The organism is Herbaspirillum rubrisubalbicans (assembly GCF_003719195.1).
In the GTDB taxonomy this organism is placed as follows: domain Bacteria; phylum Pseudomonadota; class Gammaproteobacteria; order Burkholderiales; family Burkholderiaceae_D; genus Herbaspirillum; species Herbaspirillum rubrisubalbicans.
Genome location: NZ_CP024996.1, coordinates 3,777,580 through 3,791,332 on the forward strand (window position 1 = coordinate 3,777,580; position 13,753 = coordinate 3,791,332).

The window sequence follows — 13,753 nt, forward strand, 5'->3', positions numbered from 1 at the left end:
CTAGCTTCCGAACCGTCCGGCGACTGTCATGGGAGTAGTGGAAAATCTCCAGCCAACCGTCTGGCCAACTGTCTTCAGAACTCTTCCCAATCGTCACCACCGCTGCTCTTGGGGGCGGCCTTGGTCGTCGGCTTGGGCTCCGACTTGGCGGCAGCCGGTTCGGCTGGCAGCGCCGGACGATTCGGTGTTTTGGCTTTCAATGGCACCGGCTTGGGCGTCACGTTGATGGGCGCGCTGCGGGCTGCCGGCGCTGGCGATGCAGCCGGTGATGGTGGTGGCGCCGAAGCGGCGCGTGGTGCGGCGTGCGCGCTTTCATCGAGCTTGAAGCCGGCCACCACCTCAGCCAGGTGCGCCGCCTGCTCCTGCAAGGACTTGGCCGCCGCTGCGGCCTGCTCCACCAGCGCGGCATTCTGCTGGGTGGCTTCATCCATGAGCGTGACCGCATTGCCCACTTCGCTGATGCCAGCACTCTGCTCCTGGCTGGCCGAGCTGATCTCGCCGACGATGTCGGTCACGCGCTTGACGCTGGAGACCACTTCATCCATGGTCGAGCCGGCCTGTGCCACCAGTTGGCTGCCGGTTTCCACCTTCTGCACCGAGTCGTCGATCAGTTGCTTGATTTCCTTGGCCGCCGTGGCCGAGCGTTGCGCCAGCGAACGTACTTCCGAAGCCACCACCGCAAAGCCGCGCCCCTGCTCGCCCGCGCGCGCCGCTTCGACGGCGGCGTTCAAGGCCAGGATATTGGTCTGGAAGGCAATGCCATCGATCACGCTGATGATGTCGACGATCTTGCGCGAAGACTCATTGATGGAACTCATGGTGCTGACCACCTGCCCCACCACGGTGCCGCCATGCACAGCCACATCCGACGCCGACACCGCCAGCTGGTTGGCCTGGCGGGCATTGTCGGCATTTTGCTTCACAGTGGAGGTCAGTTCTTCCATGGCTGAGGCCGTTTCTTCCAGCGAACCGGCCTGCTGCTCGGTGCGGGCGGACAGGTCCATGTTGCCGCTGGCGATCTCGCTGGAAGAAACCTTCACAGACTCGCTGGCGCGGCGGATATCGAGCAGGGTGCGCGAGATCTTGTCGGCAAAGTGGTTGAAGGCGCGCGAGATCTGCGCCAGTTCATCCTTGCCGTTGGTGTCGAGGCGGCGCGTCAGATCGCCATCGCCGGAGGCGATGTCTTCCATCGCATCGCGCACCACGCCCAGGCGGCGCAGCAGGCGCGTGATGGTGTAGCTGAGCAGGACGGCTGCGGCCGCGATGGCCACCAGCGCCAGCACCACCGAGAGCGTCATCAGCACGCCGATGGCCTGGGTGGCTTCGCGGTAATCCAGCGCCACCAACAGCGACCAGTCGGTATTGGCAATCGGCTGGGTGAACAACAGGTAAGACACGCCGCCGATGGTGGCGCTGCCGCCCTGCTTCATCCCCGCCAGCGATTGCGCCGACAGGCTCGGGTCGAGTGCCGAGACCGGCTTCAAGGCCAGTTCCTTGTTGGGGTGGGTGATGATGAGGCCATCCTTGCCGACGATGAAGGCAAAGCTGGAGGGCGTGGGCTTGATGCCAGCCACGTTGCGCACCACGTTATCCAATTGCACGTCCGAGCCCAGCACCGCTTGCAGGCTGCCCTTGTCCATCACCGGCTCGGCGAAGCTCACCACCAGCTTGCCGGTAGTGGCGTCCACGTAAGGTGCGGTCAACACCGACTTGCCGGCCTCCACCGCCTGCTTGTACCAGGGTCGGGCGGTGGGATCGTAGCCGGGCGGCATGGGGTGCAGGGCCAACATGCGTTTGTCGGGATAGCCGATGTAGGCATCGTCGAAGGAACCGGCTTCCTGGGCGGCCGCTACGATGGGCAGCACATCGCTCTGCTTCAAGGCCTGTTTCATGGCCCCGGTGGCCACGCGCTTGCTGCGCACCCATTCGCTGATGTTGGCAGCATGGCTCTCGGTGAGCTGTTGGGTCTGGCTGGAAATGGCGGCCAGCGTATCGCTGCGCACGGTGGTGATGTTGACGGCACTGAGCACGATCATGGCAATGGCCACGATCAGCACGCAGATGACGATCAGGCGGGTACGAAGTGAGGACAACATGGTGGATTCCCCTTTTGAAGATGCGGATACTGAAAGAACAGCAACACAAATCTCTACCCCTAATCCAATATAGCAGTGCCGTACTGGCAAGGTGATTTCATTTTTGTTAAGAGGAAATTTACCGTCGCCAACAAAGCGCCGTAAACGACAAATCCCCGCTGGAGCGGGGATGGGATTGACGACTGGCCTCGGGGGCGGACGCTGCCGGACCGCGGCCCGCGGTTCCGACGCTACGGAACCGGTCTCTTCATCATTTTTCTTCAGGCGCATCGGCCTGGTGGTGCAGGGTACTACCGGGACGACCTGACTCGCTCTACGACAAGTCAGTACTTCAGATCTGCGATTGCAGCTTCCAGACGGCGTGCAGGTGGCTATGGTCAAGCTGACGCAGGCGCACTTCCATCTCGAAGTGATCGGTCACGCCGTCGAAATAGGCGGCGTCGTGGAATTCGGAAGCATCGTTGCGCACCGGCTTCAAGGCATGGGCGGCGATGACTTGCTGGACGGCAAACTTCACCAGTTCGACGAGCGAGCGCAAATTGTTAGAAAAACCGGCATCCTTTGCCAATATACTCACGGTGTTCATCTTCATTTCTCTCAGTTAGACGTTTCGGTGATTGAAGAATAAGGGCGCCCCCACCTTTTGCAAAGCAACATTTTCCGACACCTCTATAAGTTTTTCTTACACCATGCCGTCTCCCCTGCCGCCGCTCAAGGCCCTGAAAGTGTTCGAAGCCGCAGTCCGCACGCGCAGTCTGACGCTGGCCGCGCATGAACTTTTCATCACCCATAGCGCGGTCAGCCAGCAGATCAAATCGCTGGAAGAGTATTTCGAACAACCGTTGTTTTTACGCCAGTCGCGTGGCGTGGAGCCCACAGAAGCGGCGCTGGCCTTCTATGCCGAGGTCAAGGCCAGCCTGGACCGCATCGCGCTGGCAGCCGAGCACCTGGCGCTGGCCGGCAAGAGCCGCGTGGTGCGCCTGATCGCCGCGCCCTCGGTGGCCATGCGCTGGCTGATCCCGCGCCTGTCGCAATTCCAGATCGACAACCCGCGCATCGAGGTGCGGGTCACCACCACCATGTCGGAATATTTCGAGGATGTGAAGGATCCTTTCGACGTCATCATCTGGCGCAGTCCGCTGGAGCGCAGCGGCTATGACTGCGTGCGCTTCCTGGATGACGTCTCGGTGCCGCTGGCCTCGCCCCACTTCCTGGAGACGCACCCGATCCGGGTACCGCGCGATTTCGTGGAAGTGCCGCTGATCCACCTTTCCAGCCGTTCAGCGGCCTGGTCGCAGTGGCTGGGCAAGGCCGGGGTGGCGGTGCGGCGCAAGATGCCGGGGACGGTATATGAACATTCCTTCTTGAGCCTGCAGGCGGCGGCGACCGACCAGGGGGTCGGCATGGGCACGCTGGCGCTGGTCGATGACGATCTGGCGGCGGGCCGCCTGGTGCGGCTGTTCCCGGAGATCGTGCTGCATGGCGAGGGTTACCACATGCTCTATCGCAGCAACGCCGACAGCAATCCGGCGTTGAAGACCTTCATCACGTGGTTGAAGCAGATGGGGCTGGCCTCGTCCTTCGATGCGCAGCAGACCTGGCCTGCGGATTTCCCCGGCGAGTATTGAACCCGAGCCGGGGATGGATTAGTCAGCCGACTTGAGCACGTGAACCTTGCGCTCGGCGATGAGATCCTTGGACTTCTCGCGATAGTCGGTCATGTGCGGCAGGGTGAAGTGCAGGCGCAGCGCCTCCTCATCCTTCCATTTCTCGACAAAGGCGAAGGTATCGGGGCCCAGCGGCGCCTGGTTGGGGCCGAAGCCTTCGACATCCGTCACCAGGCCATATTCGATGCAGCCTGCTTCGGCGCGCACGGCGGCCAGGTTGGCGCGGGCAATGGACAACAATTCTTCACGCTTGCCGGGCTTGGCGGTGATGATGGCGACGACGGTAACGATGCTCATGCGGGTGGACTCCTATGCGGGGTGGCAAGTGCCGCCAGGGCGACGGCACGGGGCCACCAGCATACGCGATTTGGCGGTTCTCAGTTCAGACGGATCTTTTCCAGCAATTGCGTGATGTTGTAACGCATCAGCGACAGGTAGTCGGGCGCCGGGCCATCGGGCTTGGAGAGCGCATCGGCATACAGCTTGCCACCGGCCGCCGTGCCCGATTCGCGGGCGATCTGCTGCAACAGCTTGGGGTTGCTCATGTTCTCGAAGAACAGGGCCTTGATCTTTTCGCTGCGGATCTGGCGGATCAGGGTGGCGATATCACGGGCGCTGGGTTCGCTGTCGGTAGAGACGCCCTGGGCAGCCAGGAAGCGCACCTTGTAGCGGGCGCCAAAGTATTCGAAGGCGTCATGCGAGGTGATGACCTTGCGCTTGGCATCGGGAATCTGGGCGAACTGACGGGCGGCCCAGGCATCCAGATCTTGCAGCTTGGTGATGTAGGCTTCGCCATTCTTGCGATAGGTCTCGGCACCGGCCGGGTCCAGCTTGGCCAGGGCGGTGACGATGTTGCGCGTGTAGACGATCACGTTCTGCGGATCCTGCCAGGCGTGCGGGTCATCCTTGCTGTGGTGCTCGTGGTCATGCCCTTCTTCCTCACCCACGCGCTCGCGCGCCTTGATGCCGGCCGAGGCCACCACGATGGGGCCGTGATAGTTGGCCGATTGCGCCAGACGATCCATCCAGCCTTCGAAACCCAGGCCATTGACCACGATCAGCTTGGCACGCGAGACCGCCTTGATATCGTCCGGGGCCGGCTGGAAGACGTGGGCATCTTCATCCGGGCCGACCAGGGTCGAGACGGTGATGCGCTCCCCGCCGACATTGGCGACGATGTCGCCCAGGATGCTGAAGCTGGCCAGCACCGGGATACGCTCGGCGGCGGCGGCCGGCAGACTCACTGCCAGGGCCAGGGCGGCCAGCAGCGCGGAAAGGGGACGAAACAGTGTCATGGAAGCTCCGAAAAAAACAGGGGAAAGCGAACGACTCAGGCCTGCAGGTGCGGCCGGCGCAGCAGCCGCGGCAGCCAGCCGCGCGGCGCAAACAGCAGCGAGGCGGCATACAGCACGCCACCACAGACGATGATGACGGGGCCGGACGGCACCGAGGCGTAATACGAAATGAGCAAACCCGCATACCCGGCCAGCGCCGCCTGCAGCACGCTATTGCAGAGCTGCGCCGGCAGCGTGTCATGCCACAGCCGGGCCGAGACCGCCGGCAACATCATCAGGCCCACGGCCATAAGCGTGCCCAGAGTCTGGAAGGATGCCACCAGGTTCATCACCACCAGCATCAGGAATATCTGCTGGTAGATCGCCCCGCCGCTGCGCCCGCCACCCACGGCCATGTAGGAGGGATCGAAGCTTTCCAGCAGCAGACCACGATAAAGCGCGGCAATGCCCAGCACGCTCACGCTGGCCACGCCGGCGATGAGCACCAGGCCCTGGCTGTCCACACCCAGCACGTTGCCGAACAGGATGTGCAAGAGATCGAGCTGGGTACCGTGGCGCGAAATCAGGATCACCCCCAGCGCCAGCGCCACCACATAGATGGCGGCCAGGCTGGCGTCTTCCTTGAGTTCGGTATGCCGGCTGATCCAGCCCGCCACCGCCACCACCACCACCCCGGCCGCAAAGCCGCCGATGGACAGCGCCGGCAGCGACAAACCGAAGAAGATGAAGCCCACCGCCACCCCCGGCAGCACGGCATGACTCAAGGCCTCGCCGAAGAGACTCATGCGACGCAAGGTCAGCAATACCCCCAGCGGAGCACTGCCCAGGGCCAGCGCGAAGGCGGCCACCAAGGCGCGGCGCATGAAGGAAAATTCCTCGAAGGGGGCAATCGCCAGTTCATGGAAGGTGCTCAGCACGCTCATGGCCGGCCTCCCTTGGCTGCGCGGTGAGCGGCGTGATCGTGCAGATGTGAATGATCGTGTCCATGCTCATGCAGGCGCGACAGCGCCATCACCTCGGCTTGGCTGACTTCGCACACGCCGGCATGTTCATCCACCGCCTCGGCCATGGCGCGTGCGCGTTGCAGGTTTTCCTCGCACATCACCTCGGCAGTCTCGCCCCAGGCCACTACGTTGCGCGCCAGCAGCAGGGTCTGCGGGAAGGCGCGGCGTACCTGGTCATGGTCGTGCAGCACGGCGATCACGGTGCGGCGCTCGGCGTGCCAGGCCGAGATGATGCGCAGCAGGTCGCCGGTGGTGCGGGCGTCGATGGCGTTGAAGGGTTCGTCCAGCAGGATCACTTCGGCATCCTGCAGCAGGATGCGGGCAAACAGCACGCGCTGGAACTGCCCCACCGACAAGCTCGATACCGGGCGCGTGGCAAAGCCGTCCAGCCCGACTGCGGCCAGCGCCTGCACGGCGCGCTGGCGCATGGCGGCATCGATGCCGCCCCAGTTGCCCTTGGCTTGCCAGTAGCCCAGCAGCACGCAATCGAGCACGTTGATGGGGAAGCTGCGGTCGATCTCGGCCTGCTGCGGCAGGTAGGCGATGCGACGTGAATCGACGTGGGTCTGCACGCGCCCGTCATTGCAGCGTACCAGCCCCAACATGCTCTTGAGCAAGGTACTCTTGCCAGCGCCATTGGGGCCGACGATGGCCGTGAGCGAGCCGCGCTCGAAGGCGCCGCTGACGTGGTGCAAGGCCGGATGACGGCGGTAGCTGACGGTCAGGTTATCGAGGGAGATGGCGGCATTCATATCAGCCCTCCCCCAGCGCCCAGTGCACCCCCAGCCACAGCAGCAGGATCACGGGCGCAACGGCCAGCACGCGCTGCCACCAGGGGCTGGCGAGCACGCCTTGTTGCAATACGAAACGAGAGAGAAACGACACGGCAGGCAATCTGAAAAGGCGCAACGGGGAGGCCTGGCAGGGCGGCTGGCGGGGCTGGCCCGCGCGCACCTGTACTTGACGCAACCTGGTTGCAGCAACAGGGAAAACACGCATTATAATGCAACCCTGTTGCAGAATGTAACAACACTGAAATTCTGGCGGTCGCCACGGCACAATACCGAAGCATCCACAGTGGTTTGCCATCTGATATCTGATATCTGTCATTTACAAATGCTGCCGCATCCTTGACCTTCCCCCACAACAAGCACAAGAAAGCCGCCCATGTTCCTGTCCCGCCCCCTGTTGCCTTTGCTCCTTCTGTCCCTGACCAGCCTGCCGGCGCTGGCCGCCGATGACGGCCACGACCATCACGGCAACCACCCGCCCCACGTCCATGGCGTGGGCAAGCTGGACGTGGCGCTGGAAGGCAATACCCTGACCCTGCACCTGGATAGCCCGCTGATCAACCTGGTGGGCTTCGAACATGCCGCCAACAGCGCCAAGGACAAGGACACCGTGCGCGCCGCCGCCCAGAGTCTGCGCGACGTTGGCCGCATGTTTGCCACCGATGCCAGCGCCCAATGCAAGCCGGCCGAAGTGCAACTGGAATCGGCCGTCCTCACGCCCGCGCTGCTGGGTGAAAAAGCCCCCGCCAGCAGCGAAGCCGCGCCCACCGATGGCCATGCTGATCTGGATGGCGACTTCACCCTGGTCTGCGCCAGCCCCGGCGCGCTCAATACCATCGACGTGAGCGGCCTGTTTGCCGCCTTCCCCGGCTTCCATCGCATCGATGTGCAAATGGCCACGCCCAAGAAGCAAGGTGCGGCGCAACTGGTGCCGGGCAGCGCCGTGATCCCGCTGAACTGACCCTGCCCCTGGCAGGACGCGGACGGCGCCTCATCTGAGCTCTGATCTCTGATCTCTGAGCACCGTCCGCCCACCATCAGGCCGCAGTCAGGTCGTTGACAGCCGCTGCGGCTATGATCGTCGGCTACCGTGCTACCCTTGGCGCATCCCCGCTGGTCCTCCCCTCGCTCATGAATCTTCCAGACTCCTCTTCCCCGGCTGCCGCCATCGACATGCGGGAACTTAGCTTCACCTGGCCCGGCCAGTCCCAGCCAGCCCTGCTCCTGGAGCGGCTGTCCGTCGCCCCAGGTGAACATATCTTCATCAGCGGCCCCAGCGGCAGTGGCAAGAGCACCCTGCTGGCCACCATCGGCGGCATCATCCTGCCCCAGGCCGGCCAGGTCGAGGTGCTGGGCCAGCCCCTGCAAACGCTGTCGGCGGCGCGGCGCGACCGGTTCCGGGTGGACCACATCGGCTATATCTTCCAGCAGTTCAATCTGCTGCCTTATCTGTCCATCCTCGACAACGTGCTGCTGCCCTGCCAGTTCTCGCCCTATCGCAAGGAGCGCGCACGCCAGCAAGGAGACGACCTGAAGCAGGTGGCGCAATCCCTGCTGGCCGCCCTGGACCTGGCGCCGGCACTCTGGAGGCGACCCGTGACCCAGCTTTCCATCGGCCAGCAGCAACGGGTGGCGGCGGCGCGCTCGCTGATCGGGCGACCCGAGATCATCGTCGCCGACGAACCCACTTCGGCGCTCGATAGCGACCGCCAGCAAGCCTTCCTCGACCTGCTGCAACGCGAATGCGCGCAAAGCGGTGCGGCGCTGGTATTCGTCAGCCACGACCAGCGCCTGGCCGAACGCTTCACTCGCCGCATTGCGCTGGAGCAGATCAACCAGGCAGCACGTACCGAGGAGGCCGCATGAAGCTCTTGCTACGCCTGGCTGCGCGCAGTGCCTGGAACCGGCGTTTCACGCTGGGCCTGATGCTGCTGGCCATCGCCCTGTCCACCACCATGCTGCTGGGCATCGAGCGGGTGCGCCATGAAGTGCGCTCCGGCTTTTCGCAATCGGTGTCCGGCACTGACCTGGTGGTGGGGGCCCGCACCAGTCCGATCCAGTTGATGCTCTATGCCATCTTCCGCATCGGCGGCGCCACCAACAACATGGGTTGGGACAGCGCCCAGACCCTGGCGCGCGATCCGGCCGTGGCCTGGACCATTCCGATTTCGCTGGGCGACTCGCATCGCGGCTTCCCGGTGCTGGCCACCAATGGCGACTATTTCACCCACTTCCGCTACGGCAGCAACCAGGCGCTCAAGCTGGCCCAGGGCCGGCCTTTCAATGATGTCTTCGAAGCCGTGCTGGGGGCGGACGTGGCCGAGAAGCTGCATTACCGGCTGGGTGACATCATCATCCTCTCGCATGGCATGGGTGGCATGGGCCTGACCCAACATGCCGACAAACCCTTCACGGTAGTCGGCATCCTGGCGCGTACCGGCACCCCGGTGGACCGCACGGTGCATATCGGCCTGGACGGTATGCAAGCCATCCACCTCGACTGGGAAGGCGGCGCACCGATGCCGGGCGTGCATATTCCGGCCCAGTTCGTGAAGAAATTCAACCTCACCCCGACTAGCATCACCGCCGTGCTGGTAGGCTTGAAGAGCCGCGCCCGGGTCTTTGCCGTGCAGCGCGCCATCGCCGATGGCGACGGCTACAAGGAACCGCTCATGGCGGTGCTGCCGGGGGTGGCGCTGGATCAGTTGTGGGATGTGGTGGGCATCGGCGAGAACGCCTTGCTGGTGGTGTCCGGCATGGTGGTGGTGGTCGGCCTGGCCGGGCTGGTGGCGGCGATCCTGGCCAGTCTGGGCGAACGGCGGCGCGAGCTGGCCATCCTGCGCTCGGTCGGGGCGCGCCCGCTGGATGTGTTGCTGTTGCTGTGCGTGGAGGGCTTGGGCGTGATGCTCTCGGGCGTGCTGGCCGGGCTGGTGTTGTTGAGCGTGCTGGTGTGGGCCTTGGGCCCCTGGCTGGCCGCGCAGTTCGGCATTGCCTTGCAGCCGACGTGGCCGGCCGCAGGCGAATTACAATTGCTGCTCTGGACCGTGCTGGCCGGGTTGGTGGCCAGCCTCTTGCCGGCCTGGCGCGCCTATCGCCTGAGCCTGTCGGACGGTCTGACGCCGCGAACCTGATCTTGGAAGTACTGACATGAAGACTCTCTACTGGATAGGCGGCATCGTGGTCGCCGGCCTGTGGGCCGGCCTCGGTGTACGCCTGCTCTCGCAAGGCTATGCCCACGTGACGTCCACGGCGCCCCCGCCCACGGCCAGCAGCGCCCCTGCCGCGGGCGCACCGCTGGCCGGTGCGGTGCCAGCGGTGACTGCCCGCGCCGATGCCGGCAGCACCGTGGCCGGCGTGGGCCAATACCAGGTGGGCGACAAGCTGCAGCAAAGCGCCGCCGTCACCGAAAAGCCCTACCAGGCCTCGGGCAAGATGGTCGACGGCTACCAGGAAATCGCCTGGGAGTCGCTCATCCCCAAGGACTGGGACCCGATGGCGCCCTTCAAGGGCTTGAAACTGGATCAATTGAGCGACGACGACCCGCGCGCCGATGCTGCGCTGTGGAAGGCCAAGAAGTACTGGAAGGAGGCCCCGGTCGACCCCAGCATGGAAGGCAAGCCGGTACGCCTGCCCGGTTTCGTGGTCTCGTTGGACCGCGAAGGCGAAGCGCTCAAGGAATTCCTGCTGGTGCCCTACTTCGGCGCCTGCATCCACGTGCCGCCGCCACCGGCCAACCAGATCATCCACGTCAGGAGCGCCAAGGCGGTCAAGAACGTGCGCACCATGGATGCGGTGTGGATCAGCGGCGTGCTCAAGGTGGAACGTTCGGATTCGTCCATGGGCGCCTCCAGCTACAGCATGAAGGCGGTCAGCGTGCAGCCCTACACGGCACCTGACAATAGCTGAGTCCGTCTCACAGCGGCGACGCTTATCCCCAATTTCCTCCCGACCCCGCCAGGGCCTGTCGCAGGCAGGCCTTTATCCACACTTTCCGGGGGCAAGCTTGTGGACAAGGCTTTGACAAGCCATGCAAGCCCCTGATTCATAAGACTTTTCCTCTCCCGCTTTCGACTCGTGCAGACCCTAGGCAGGGGCGTCACCACGCCGCGCCTGGGACGACTTATCCCTCCGACATGCCAGGATATCCACATTTTTTGGGAGCAAGCCTGTGGAGAAGCGCTGGGTAAGCCAGCCAAGGCCTTGATTCCAAAGGTATTTCCTTGTTCGCCCCGAAGGATGGCAAAAAACAGGCAGCCCGGCCCCGGCCCCGTCTGACGCGCCTGTCTCGGCGATATCCACATTTTCTGGTGGCAAGCCTGTGGAGAAGGTCTTGACAAGCCAGTCAAGCCATTGATTCCAAACAACTTTCCTTGAACGCAACATGCGCCGGCAAACGGCAAGAAAGTGCAGCAAAAAATCGCGTTTCCCTTCTTATCCGCACCAAAAACAACGTCTGGAGGGCCTTGCGCGCAGGATATCCACACTTTTTGGTAGCAAGCCTGTGGACAAGGGCTTGACAAAGCGCCCAAGCCATTGATTTATAAGCAATTTCTTGACTGGATGCAAAGCGCAGCAACTGCGCCCGATTTTCGCCCATCGGGCGACAAGCCGCGCCCAGCCTGGCTGGGCGGGGGGATATCCACACTTTTTGGGAGCAAGCCTGTGGACAAGGACTGGACAAGCGATTCAACTCATTGATTCCAAAGATCTTTTTGCTTTTGATCGCCGCCAGCGCAGGCGACTTCACCCAGCCCTGCCGCGGTGCAGCGCCACAGGATATCCACATATTTTGGTGGCAAGCCTGTGGACAAACCCTGGGCAAGCGATTCAAGTCACTGATTCAAAAGGAGATTTCCCATCAGGACAGCAGATGGGCAAGACGCGTGCAGCGCAAGGGACTAGAAGGAAGGGATGGACGCACCCCGCGCCGCGCACCGGCAGGTTTACACCCACCGGGAAGGGAGGACCGCGGCTTCCACCACGTGTGCGTACTGCCGGGTTACGACGCCACTGTCCGGCCTGGGCGTGAAGCATAAAGCGCAAGGAAACTGGCTGCCCCGGAGAAAAGAGCCTGCGATGCACTCGCATCGCAGGCAAAACATCTGCACAGGTCAGAGGAGACAGGCGCAAGTCTAGCCAGCACGTATGACCGTGCCGTGACAGTGCACAAGGAATCAAAAAAAGATGAAGAAACAGGAAAAAACAGACGGGCAATATGCAGAAATGTCATGAGGCCGTCATATCGACGACCTATAGTGAGAACCTTAGTGCGGTACATGCAACCGATATGCATGATCGCATGGTGTGTTGGACATCTGTCCAGCACACCCTCCCTTCGGAGGCGTCCGCCTCCACGACATTTCCCTTCAGAAGAACTTCAGTAGCATTACCAGACGCCTTCGATGGCGGTGGCTTGCAGCTTGATGCGCGAGACTTCGCCATCGGCGCCTTGCAGGGCCAGATCGTCCGGCATGGTCTTGGGCGGCTTGCGGAACCATTCCAGGCACAGTTGCGACAGGTTGGTCAGGGCTTTCTTGGCCATGAACTGCTGCAACAGTTCGCGCGTCAGTTCCAGGTTGGAGGCCAGGTAGAAGTCACCCGGTCGGGCCAGGGCCTGTACGCCCTCGCTCATGCGCTGCAAGTCCTTCTGGAACATCTGGCGCGGCACCGGCAGCGGATGGCCGGCCGAGACCAGCAGTTCCTGGAACAACGGCGCCATGAAGTCCAGCGCATAGCCATCGCACTGGACCCAGGCGTGGAAGGCATCCTGATGGCTGGCCACGCTCTGGCCATCCTCGCCCAGCGTACCGAAGGACAGGGCCCCGCCACCATCCTCGCGGATCAGGTAGAAGGCGGCACCGGCCACGGGGAAGGCATTGCGCTTGTAGAACTTCTTGAGGATCTGGGCAGCGGTGACGGAGAAGAAGAAACTGGCGGCCGGGATATCGGCCTCCACGCTATGGAGCACCGAATGGATGACGCGGAAGATGCGTTGGTAATCGGCCAGGGGAATCAATGGGCGCAGGTTCTGCGCGGAGGAATGTGTACTTTGCATGGGCGCTATTTTCTCATGGAAAAGAACGGGCAAGCCGCTAGGCCGCTCCACGGAAGCACCACACTGCCGACTTCCGTTGCGTGACGCGCTTTGGAACAAAAGCGGATTCACGACTTGCCGTTCCACCCTCAAGAGATTTTTACTGCAACAACTCTGCTGCTACTGCTACTGCTACTGCCACTACTACAGCTACTACCACTTCAACTGCGGTACAACCCTAGCTCACAAACTTGCTGCTTACAGCCACTGCCACCCTTACCAGCACTACCCCTAGTACCGGCAAGGCTACTGCCTTGCTACCGTACAGCTTCACTACTCCCCCTACACCCCTACTTCCCCCACCCTCTTTCCCCCAGGCATTCAATCCTGTTGCTTTTGCTCCTGCATGAAGCAGGTGCAATCGATATCGTGATACTGCGCGCAGTGCTGCAGCGACGGCCGGGTGAGGCCGTTGTTGAACAGCGAGCGGTCGTCAGTGGCTAATGCGGTATAGCGCATGGTCGTGGCCATGGCGTGCGGCTCGCGCTGACCGACATCATCCAGCGACACTTCCAGTTGGCCCCATTCGCGATCGGTCTTGACGAACAGATACATCAGGACGGTGCAAAAAATCAGGTAACTGATGAACATCAGGGTGATTTCACCCGTTAAGGATTCGGCGAGAAAATGCATGACTGGCTCCTGGCAAGCGACTTCGGTGAGGTCTTGCGTACCATGGATGACTCTCCATCGTGATGCCGGGAGTCAGAGGCACAGACCGCGTTTCATTGGTTCCCATGGTAGGTGCTGCAGGTCTGGGCGAACATCGGGGAATTCCTGATCCGTCACAGGATTGCCAAGCTCAA

General features: G+C 62.8%; 15 protein-coding genes. 5 read left to right on the forward strand and 10 right to left on the reverse strand.

Translation table 11 applies throughout. From position 1 onward, the window contains the following. Positions 1 to 74: 74 nt before the first annotated feature. Together RC54_RS16775 and RC54_RS16780 are read right to left on the reverse strand one after the other, a co-directional pair. On the reverse strand, positions 75 to 2,096 hold the full coding sequence (locus RC54_RS16775) for a methyl-accepting chemotaxis protein (protein WP_061790056.1): 2,022 nt from the start codon (positions 2,094 to 2,096) through the stop codon (positions 75 to 77). A 331-nt stretch (positions 2,097 to 2,427) separates the two neighbouring features. Beyond that, positions 2,428 to 2,682, reverse strand: coding sequence for a hypothetical protein (locus RC54_RS16780; RefSeq protein WP_044528134.1), 255 nt, complete (start codon positions 2,680 to 2,682; stop codon positions 2,428 to 2,430). Between the two features lie 103 nt (positions 2,683 to 2,785). On the opposite strand from RC54_RS16780, the gene RC54_RS16785 reads away from it, so the two are divergent. After that, positions 2,786 to 3,724, forward strand: coding sequence for a LysR substrate-binding domain-containing protein (locus RC54_RS16785; protein WP_061790057.1), 939 nt, complete (start codon positions 2,786 to 2,788; stop codon positions 3,722 to 3,724). 18 nt (positions 3,725 to 3,742) lie between these two features. Here the strand turns inward: RC54_RS16785 and RC54_RS16790 are convergent, their stop codons facing one another. The 5 genes from RC54_RS16790 to RC54_RS25910 all read right to left on the reverse strand — a co-directional run bounded on the left by RC54_RS16790 (position 3,743) and on the right by RC54_RS25910 (position 6,947). Then, the gene (locus RC54_RS16790) at positions 3,743 to 4,060 is read right to left on the reverse strand and encodes a putative quinol monooxygenase (RefSeq protein ID WP_058896191.1); all 318 of its coding nucleotides are present in this window, start codon (positions 4,058 to 4,060) and stop codon (positions 3,743 to 3,745) included. An 80-nt stretch (positions 4,061 to 4,140) separates the two neighbouring features. Beyond that, a complete protein-coding gene (locus tag RC54_RS16795; RefSeq protein ID WP_044530623.1) occupies positions 4,141 to 5,058 on the reverse strand; it encodes a metal ABC transporter substrate-binding protein in 918 nt (305 codons plus the stop codon). A gap of 35 nt (positions 5,059 to 5,093) precedes the next feature. Next, positions 5,094 to 5,981: a metal ABC transporter permease gene (locus RC54_RS16800; RefSeq protein ID WP_061790058.1), complete on the reverse strand. Its 888-nt coding sequence runs from the start codon at positions 5,979 to 5,981 to the stop codon at positions 5,094 to 5,096. Continuing rightward, positions 5,978 to 6,814, reverse strand: coding sequence for a metal ABC transporter ATP-binding protein (locus RC54_RS16805; protein ID WP_061790059.1), 837 nt, complete (start codon positions 6,812 to 6,814; stop codon positions 5,978 to 5,980). Before RC54_RS16805 ends, RC54_RS16800 begins: the two co-directional genes overlap by 4 nt. A gap of 1 nt (position 6,815) precedes the next feature. After that, the gene (locus tag RC54_RS25910) at positions 6,816 to 6,947 is read right to left on the reverse strand and encodes a hypothetical protein (protein WP_255221003.1); all 132 of its coding nucleotides are present in this window, start codon (positions 6,945 to 6,947) and stop codon (positions 6,816 to 6,818) included. A 282-nt stretch (positions 6,948 to 7,229) separates the two neighbouring features. Here RC54_RS25910 and RC54_RS16810 point away from each other — a divergent pair, with 282 nt between their 5' ends. The 4 genes from RC54_RS16810 to RC54_RS16825 all read left to right on the forward strand — a co-directional run bounded on the left by RC54_RS16810 (position 7,230) and on the right by RC54_RS16825 (position 10,759). Further along, complete coding sequence (locus RC54_RS16810; RefSeq protein WP_044529351.1) at positions 7,230 to 7,814, forward strand: DUF2796 domain-containing protein; 585 nt, start codon at positions 7,230 to 7,232, stop codon at positions 7,812 to 7,814. A 170-nt stretch (positions 7,815 to 7,984) separates the two neighbouring features. Continuing rightward, positions 7,985 to 8,719, forward strand: coding sequence for an ABC transporter ATP-binding protein (locus tag RC54_RS16815; RefSeq protein WP_061790077.1), 735 nt, complete (start codon positions 7,985 to 7,987; stop codon positions 8,717 to 8,719). Next, entirely contained in the window at positions 8,716 to 9,984 is a 1,269-nt protein-coding gene (locus RC54_RS16820) for an ABC transporter permease (RefSeq protein ID WP_061790060.1), read from the forward strand. Before RC54_RS16815 ends, RC54_RS16820 begins: the two co-directional genes overlap by 4 nt. Before the next feature lie 16 nt (positions 9,985 to 10,000). Continuing rightward, a complete protein-coding gene (locus RC54_RS16825) occupies positions 10,001 to 10,759 on the forward strand; it encodes a DUF3299 domain-containing protein (RefSeq protein WP_061790061.1) in 759 nt (252 codons plus the stop codon). A 436-nt stretch (positions 10,760 to 11,195) separates the two neighbouring features. On the opposite strand, the gene RC54_RS25340 is transcribed toward RC54_RS16825, so the two are convergent. From RC54_RS25340 to RC54_RS16835, 3 genes are all read right to left on the reverse strand, one after another. Next, positions 11,196 to 11,600 (reverse strand): hypothetical protein, encoded by a 405-nt coding sequence (locus tag RC54_RS25340; protein WP_156481318.1) that lies wholly within the window; start codon positions 11,598 to 11,600, stop codon positions 11,196 to 11,198. Between the two features lie 639 nt (positions 11,601 to 12,239). Next, positions 12,240 to 12,908 (reverse strand): DUF2026 family protein, encoded by a 669-nt coding sequence (locus RC54_RS16830; RefSeq protein WP_044530426.1) that lies wholly within the window; start codon positions 12,906 to 12,908, stop codon positions 12,240 to 12,242. 360 nt (positions 12,909 to 13,268) lie between these two features. Continuing rightward, on the reverse strand, positions 13,269 to 13,580 hold the full coding sequence (locus RC54_RS16835; RefSeq protein ID WP_058896195.1) for a hypothetical protein: 312 nt from the start codon (positions 13,578 to 13,580) through the stop codon (positions 13,269 to 13,271). Between the last annotated feature and the right edge of the window lie 173 nt (positions 13,581 to 13,753).

Excerpts from the sequence above, each read along its gene's own strand:
- RC54_RS16795 (WP_044530623.1), bottom strand. The coding sequence starts at position 5,058 with ATGACACTGTTTCGTCCCCTTTCCGCGCTGCTGGCCGCCCTGGCCCTG.
- RC54_RS16825 (WP_061790061.1), top strand. The coding sequence starts at position 10,001 with ATGAAGACTCTCTACTGGATAGGCGGCATCGTGGTCGCCGGCCTGTGG.
- RC54_RS16810 (WP_044529351.1), top strand. The coding sequence starts at position 7,230 with ATGTTCCTGTCCCGCCCCCTGTTGCCTTTGCTCCTTCTGTCCCTGACC.
- RC54_RS16785 (WP_061790057.1), top strand. The coding sequence starts at position 2,786 with ATGCCGTCTCCCCTGCCGCCGCTCAAGGCCCTGAAAGTGTTCGAAGCC.
- RC54_RS16805 (WP_061790059.1), bottom strand. The coding sequence starts at position 6,814 with ATGAATGCCGCCATCTCCCTCGATAACCTGACCGTCAGCTACCGCCGT.
- RC54_RS16775 (WP_061790056.1), bottom strand. The coding sequence starts at position 2,096 with ATGTTGTCCTCACTTCGTACCCGCCTGATCGTCATCTGCGTGCTGATC.
- RC54_RS16790 (WP_058896191.1), bottom strand. The coding sequence starts at position 4,060 with ATGAGCATCGTTACCGTCGTCGCCATCATCACCGCCAAGCCCGGCAAG.
- RC54_RS16830 (WP_044530426.1), bottom strand. The coding sequence starts at position 12,908 with ATGCAAAGTACACATTCCTCCGCGCAGAACCTGCGCCCATTGATTCCC.
- RC54_RS16780 (WP_044528134.1), bottom strand. The coding sequence starts at position 2,682 with ATGAACACCGTGAGTATATTGGCAAAGGATGCCGGTTTTTCTAACAAT.
- RC54_RS16800 (WP_061790058.1), bottom strand. The coding sequence starts at position 5,981 with ATGAGCGTGCTGAGCACCTTCCATGAACTGGCGATTGCCCCCTTCGAG.
- RC54_RS16815 (WP_061790077.1), top strand. The coding sequence starts at position 7,985 with ATGAATCTTCCAGACTCCTCTTCCCCGGCTGCCGCCATCGACATGCGG.
- RC54_RS16835 (WP_058896195.1), bottom strand. The coding sequence starts at position 13,580 with ATGCATTTTCTCGCCGAATCCTTAACGGGTGAAATCACCCTGATGTTC.
- RC54_RS16820 (WP_061790060.1), top strand. The coding sequence starts at position 8,716 with ATGAAGCTCTTGCTACGCCTGGCTGCGCGCAGTGCCTGGAACCGGCGT.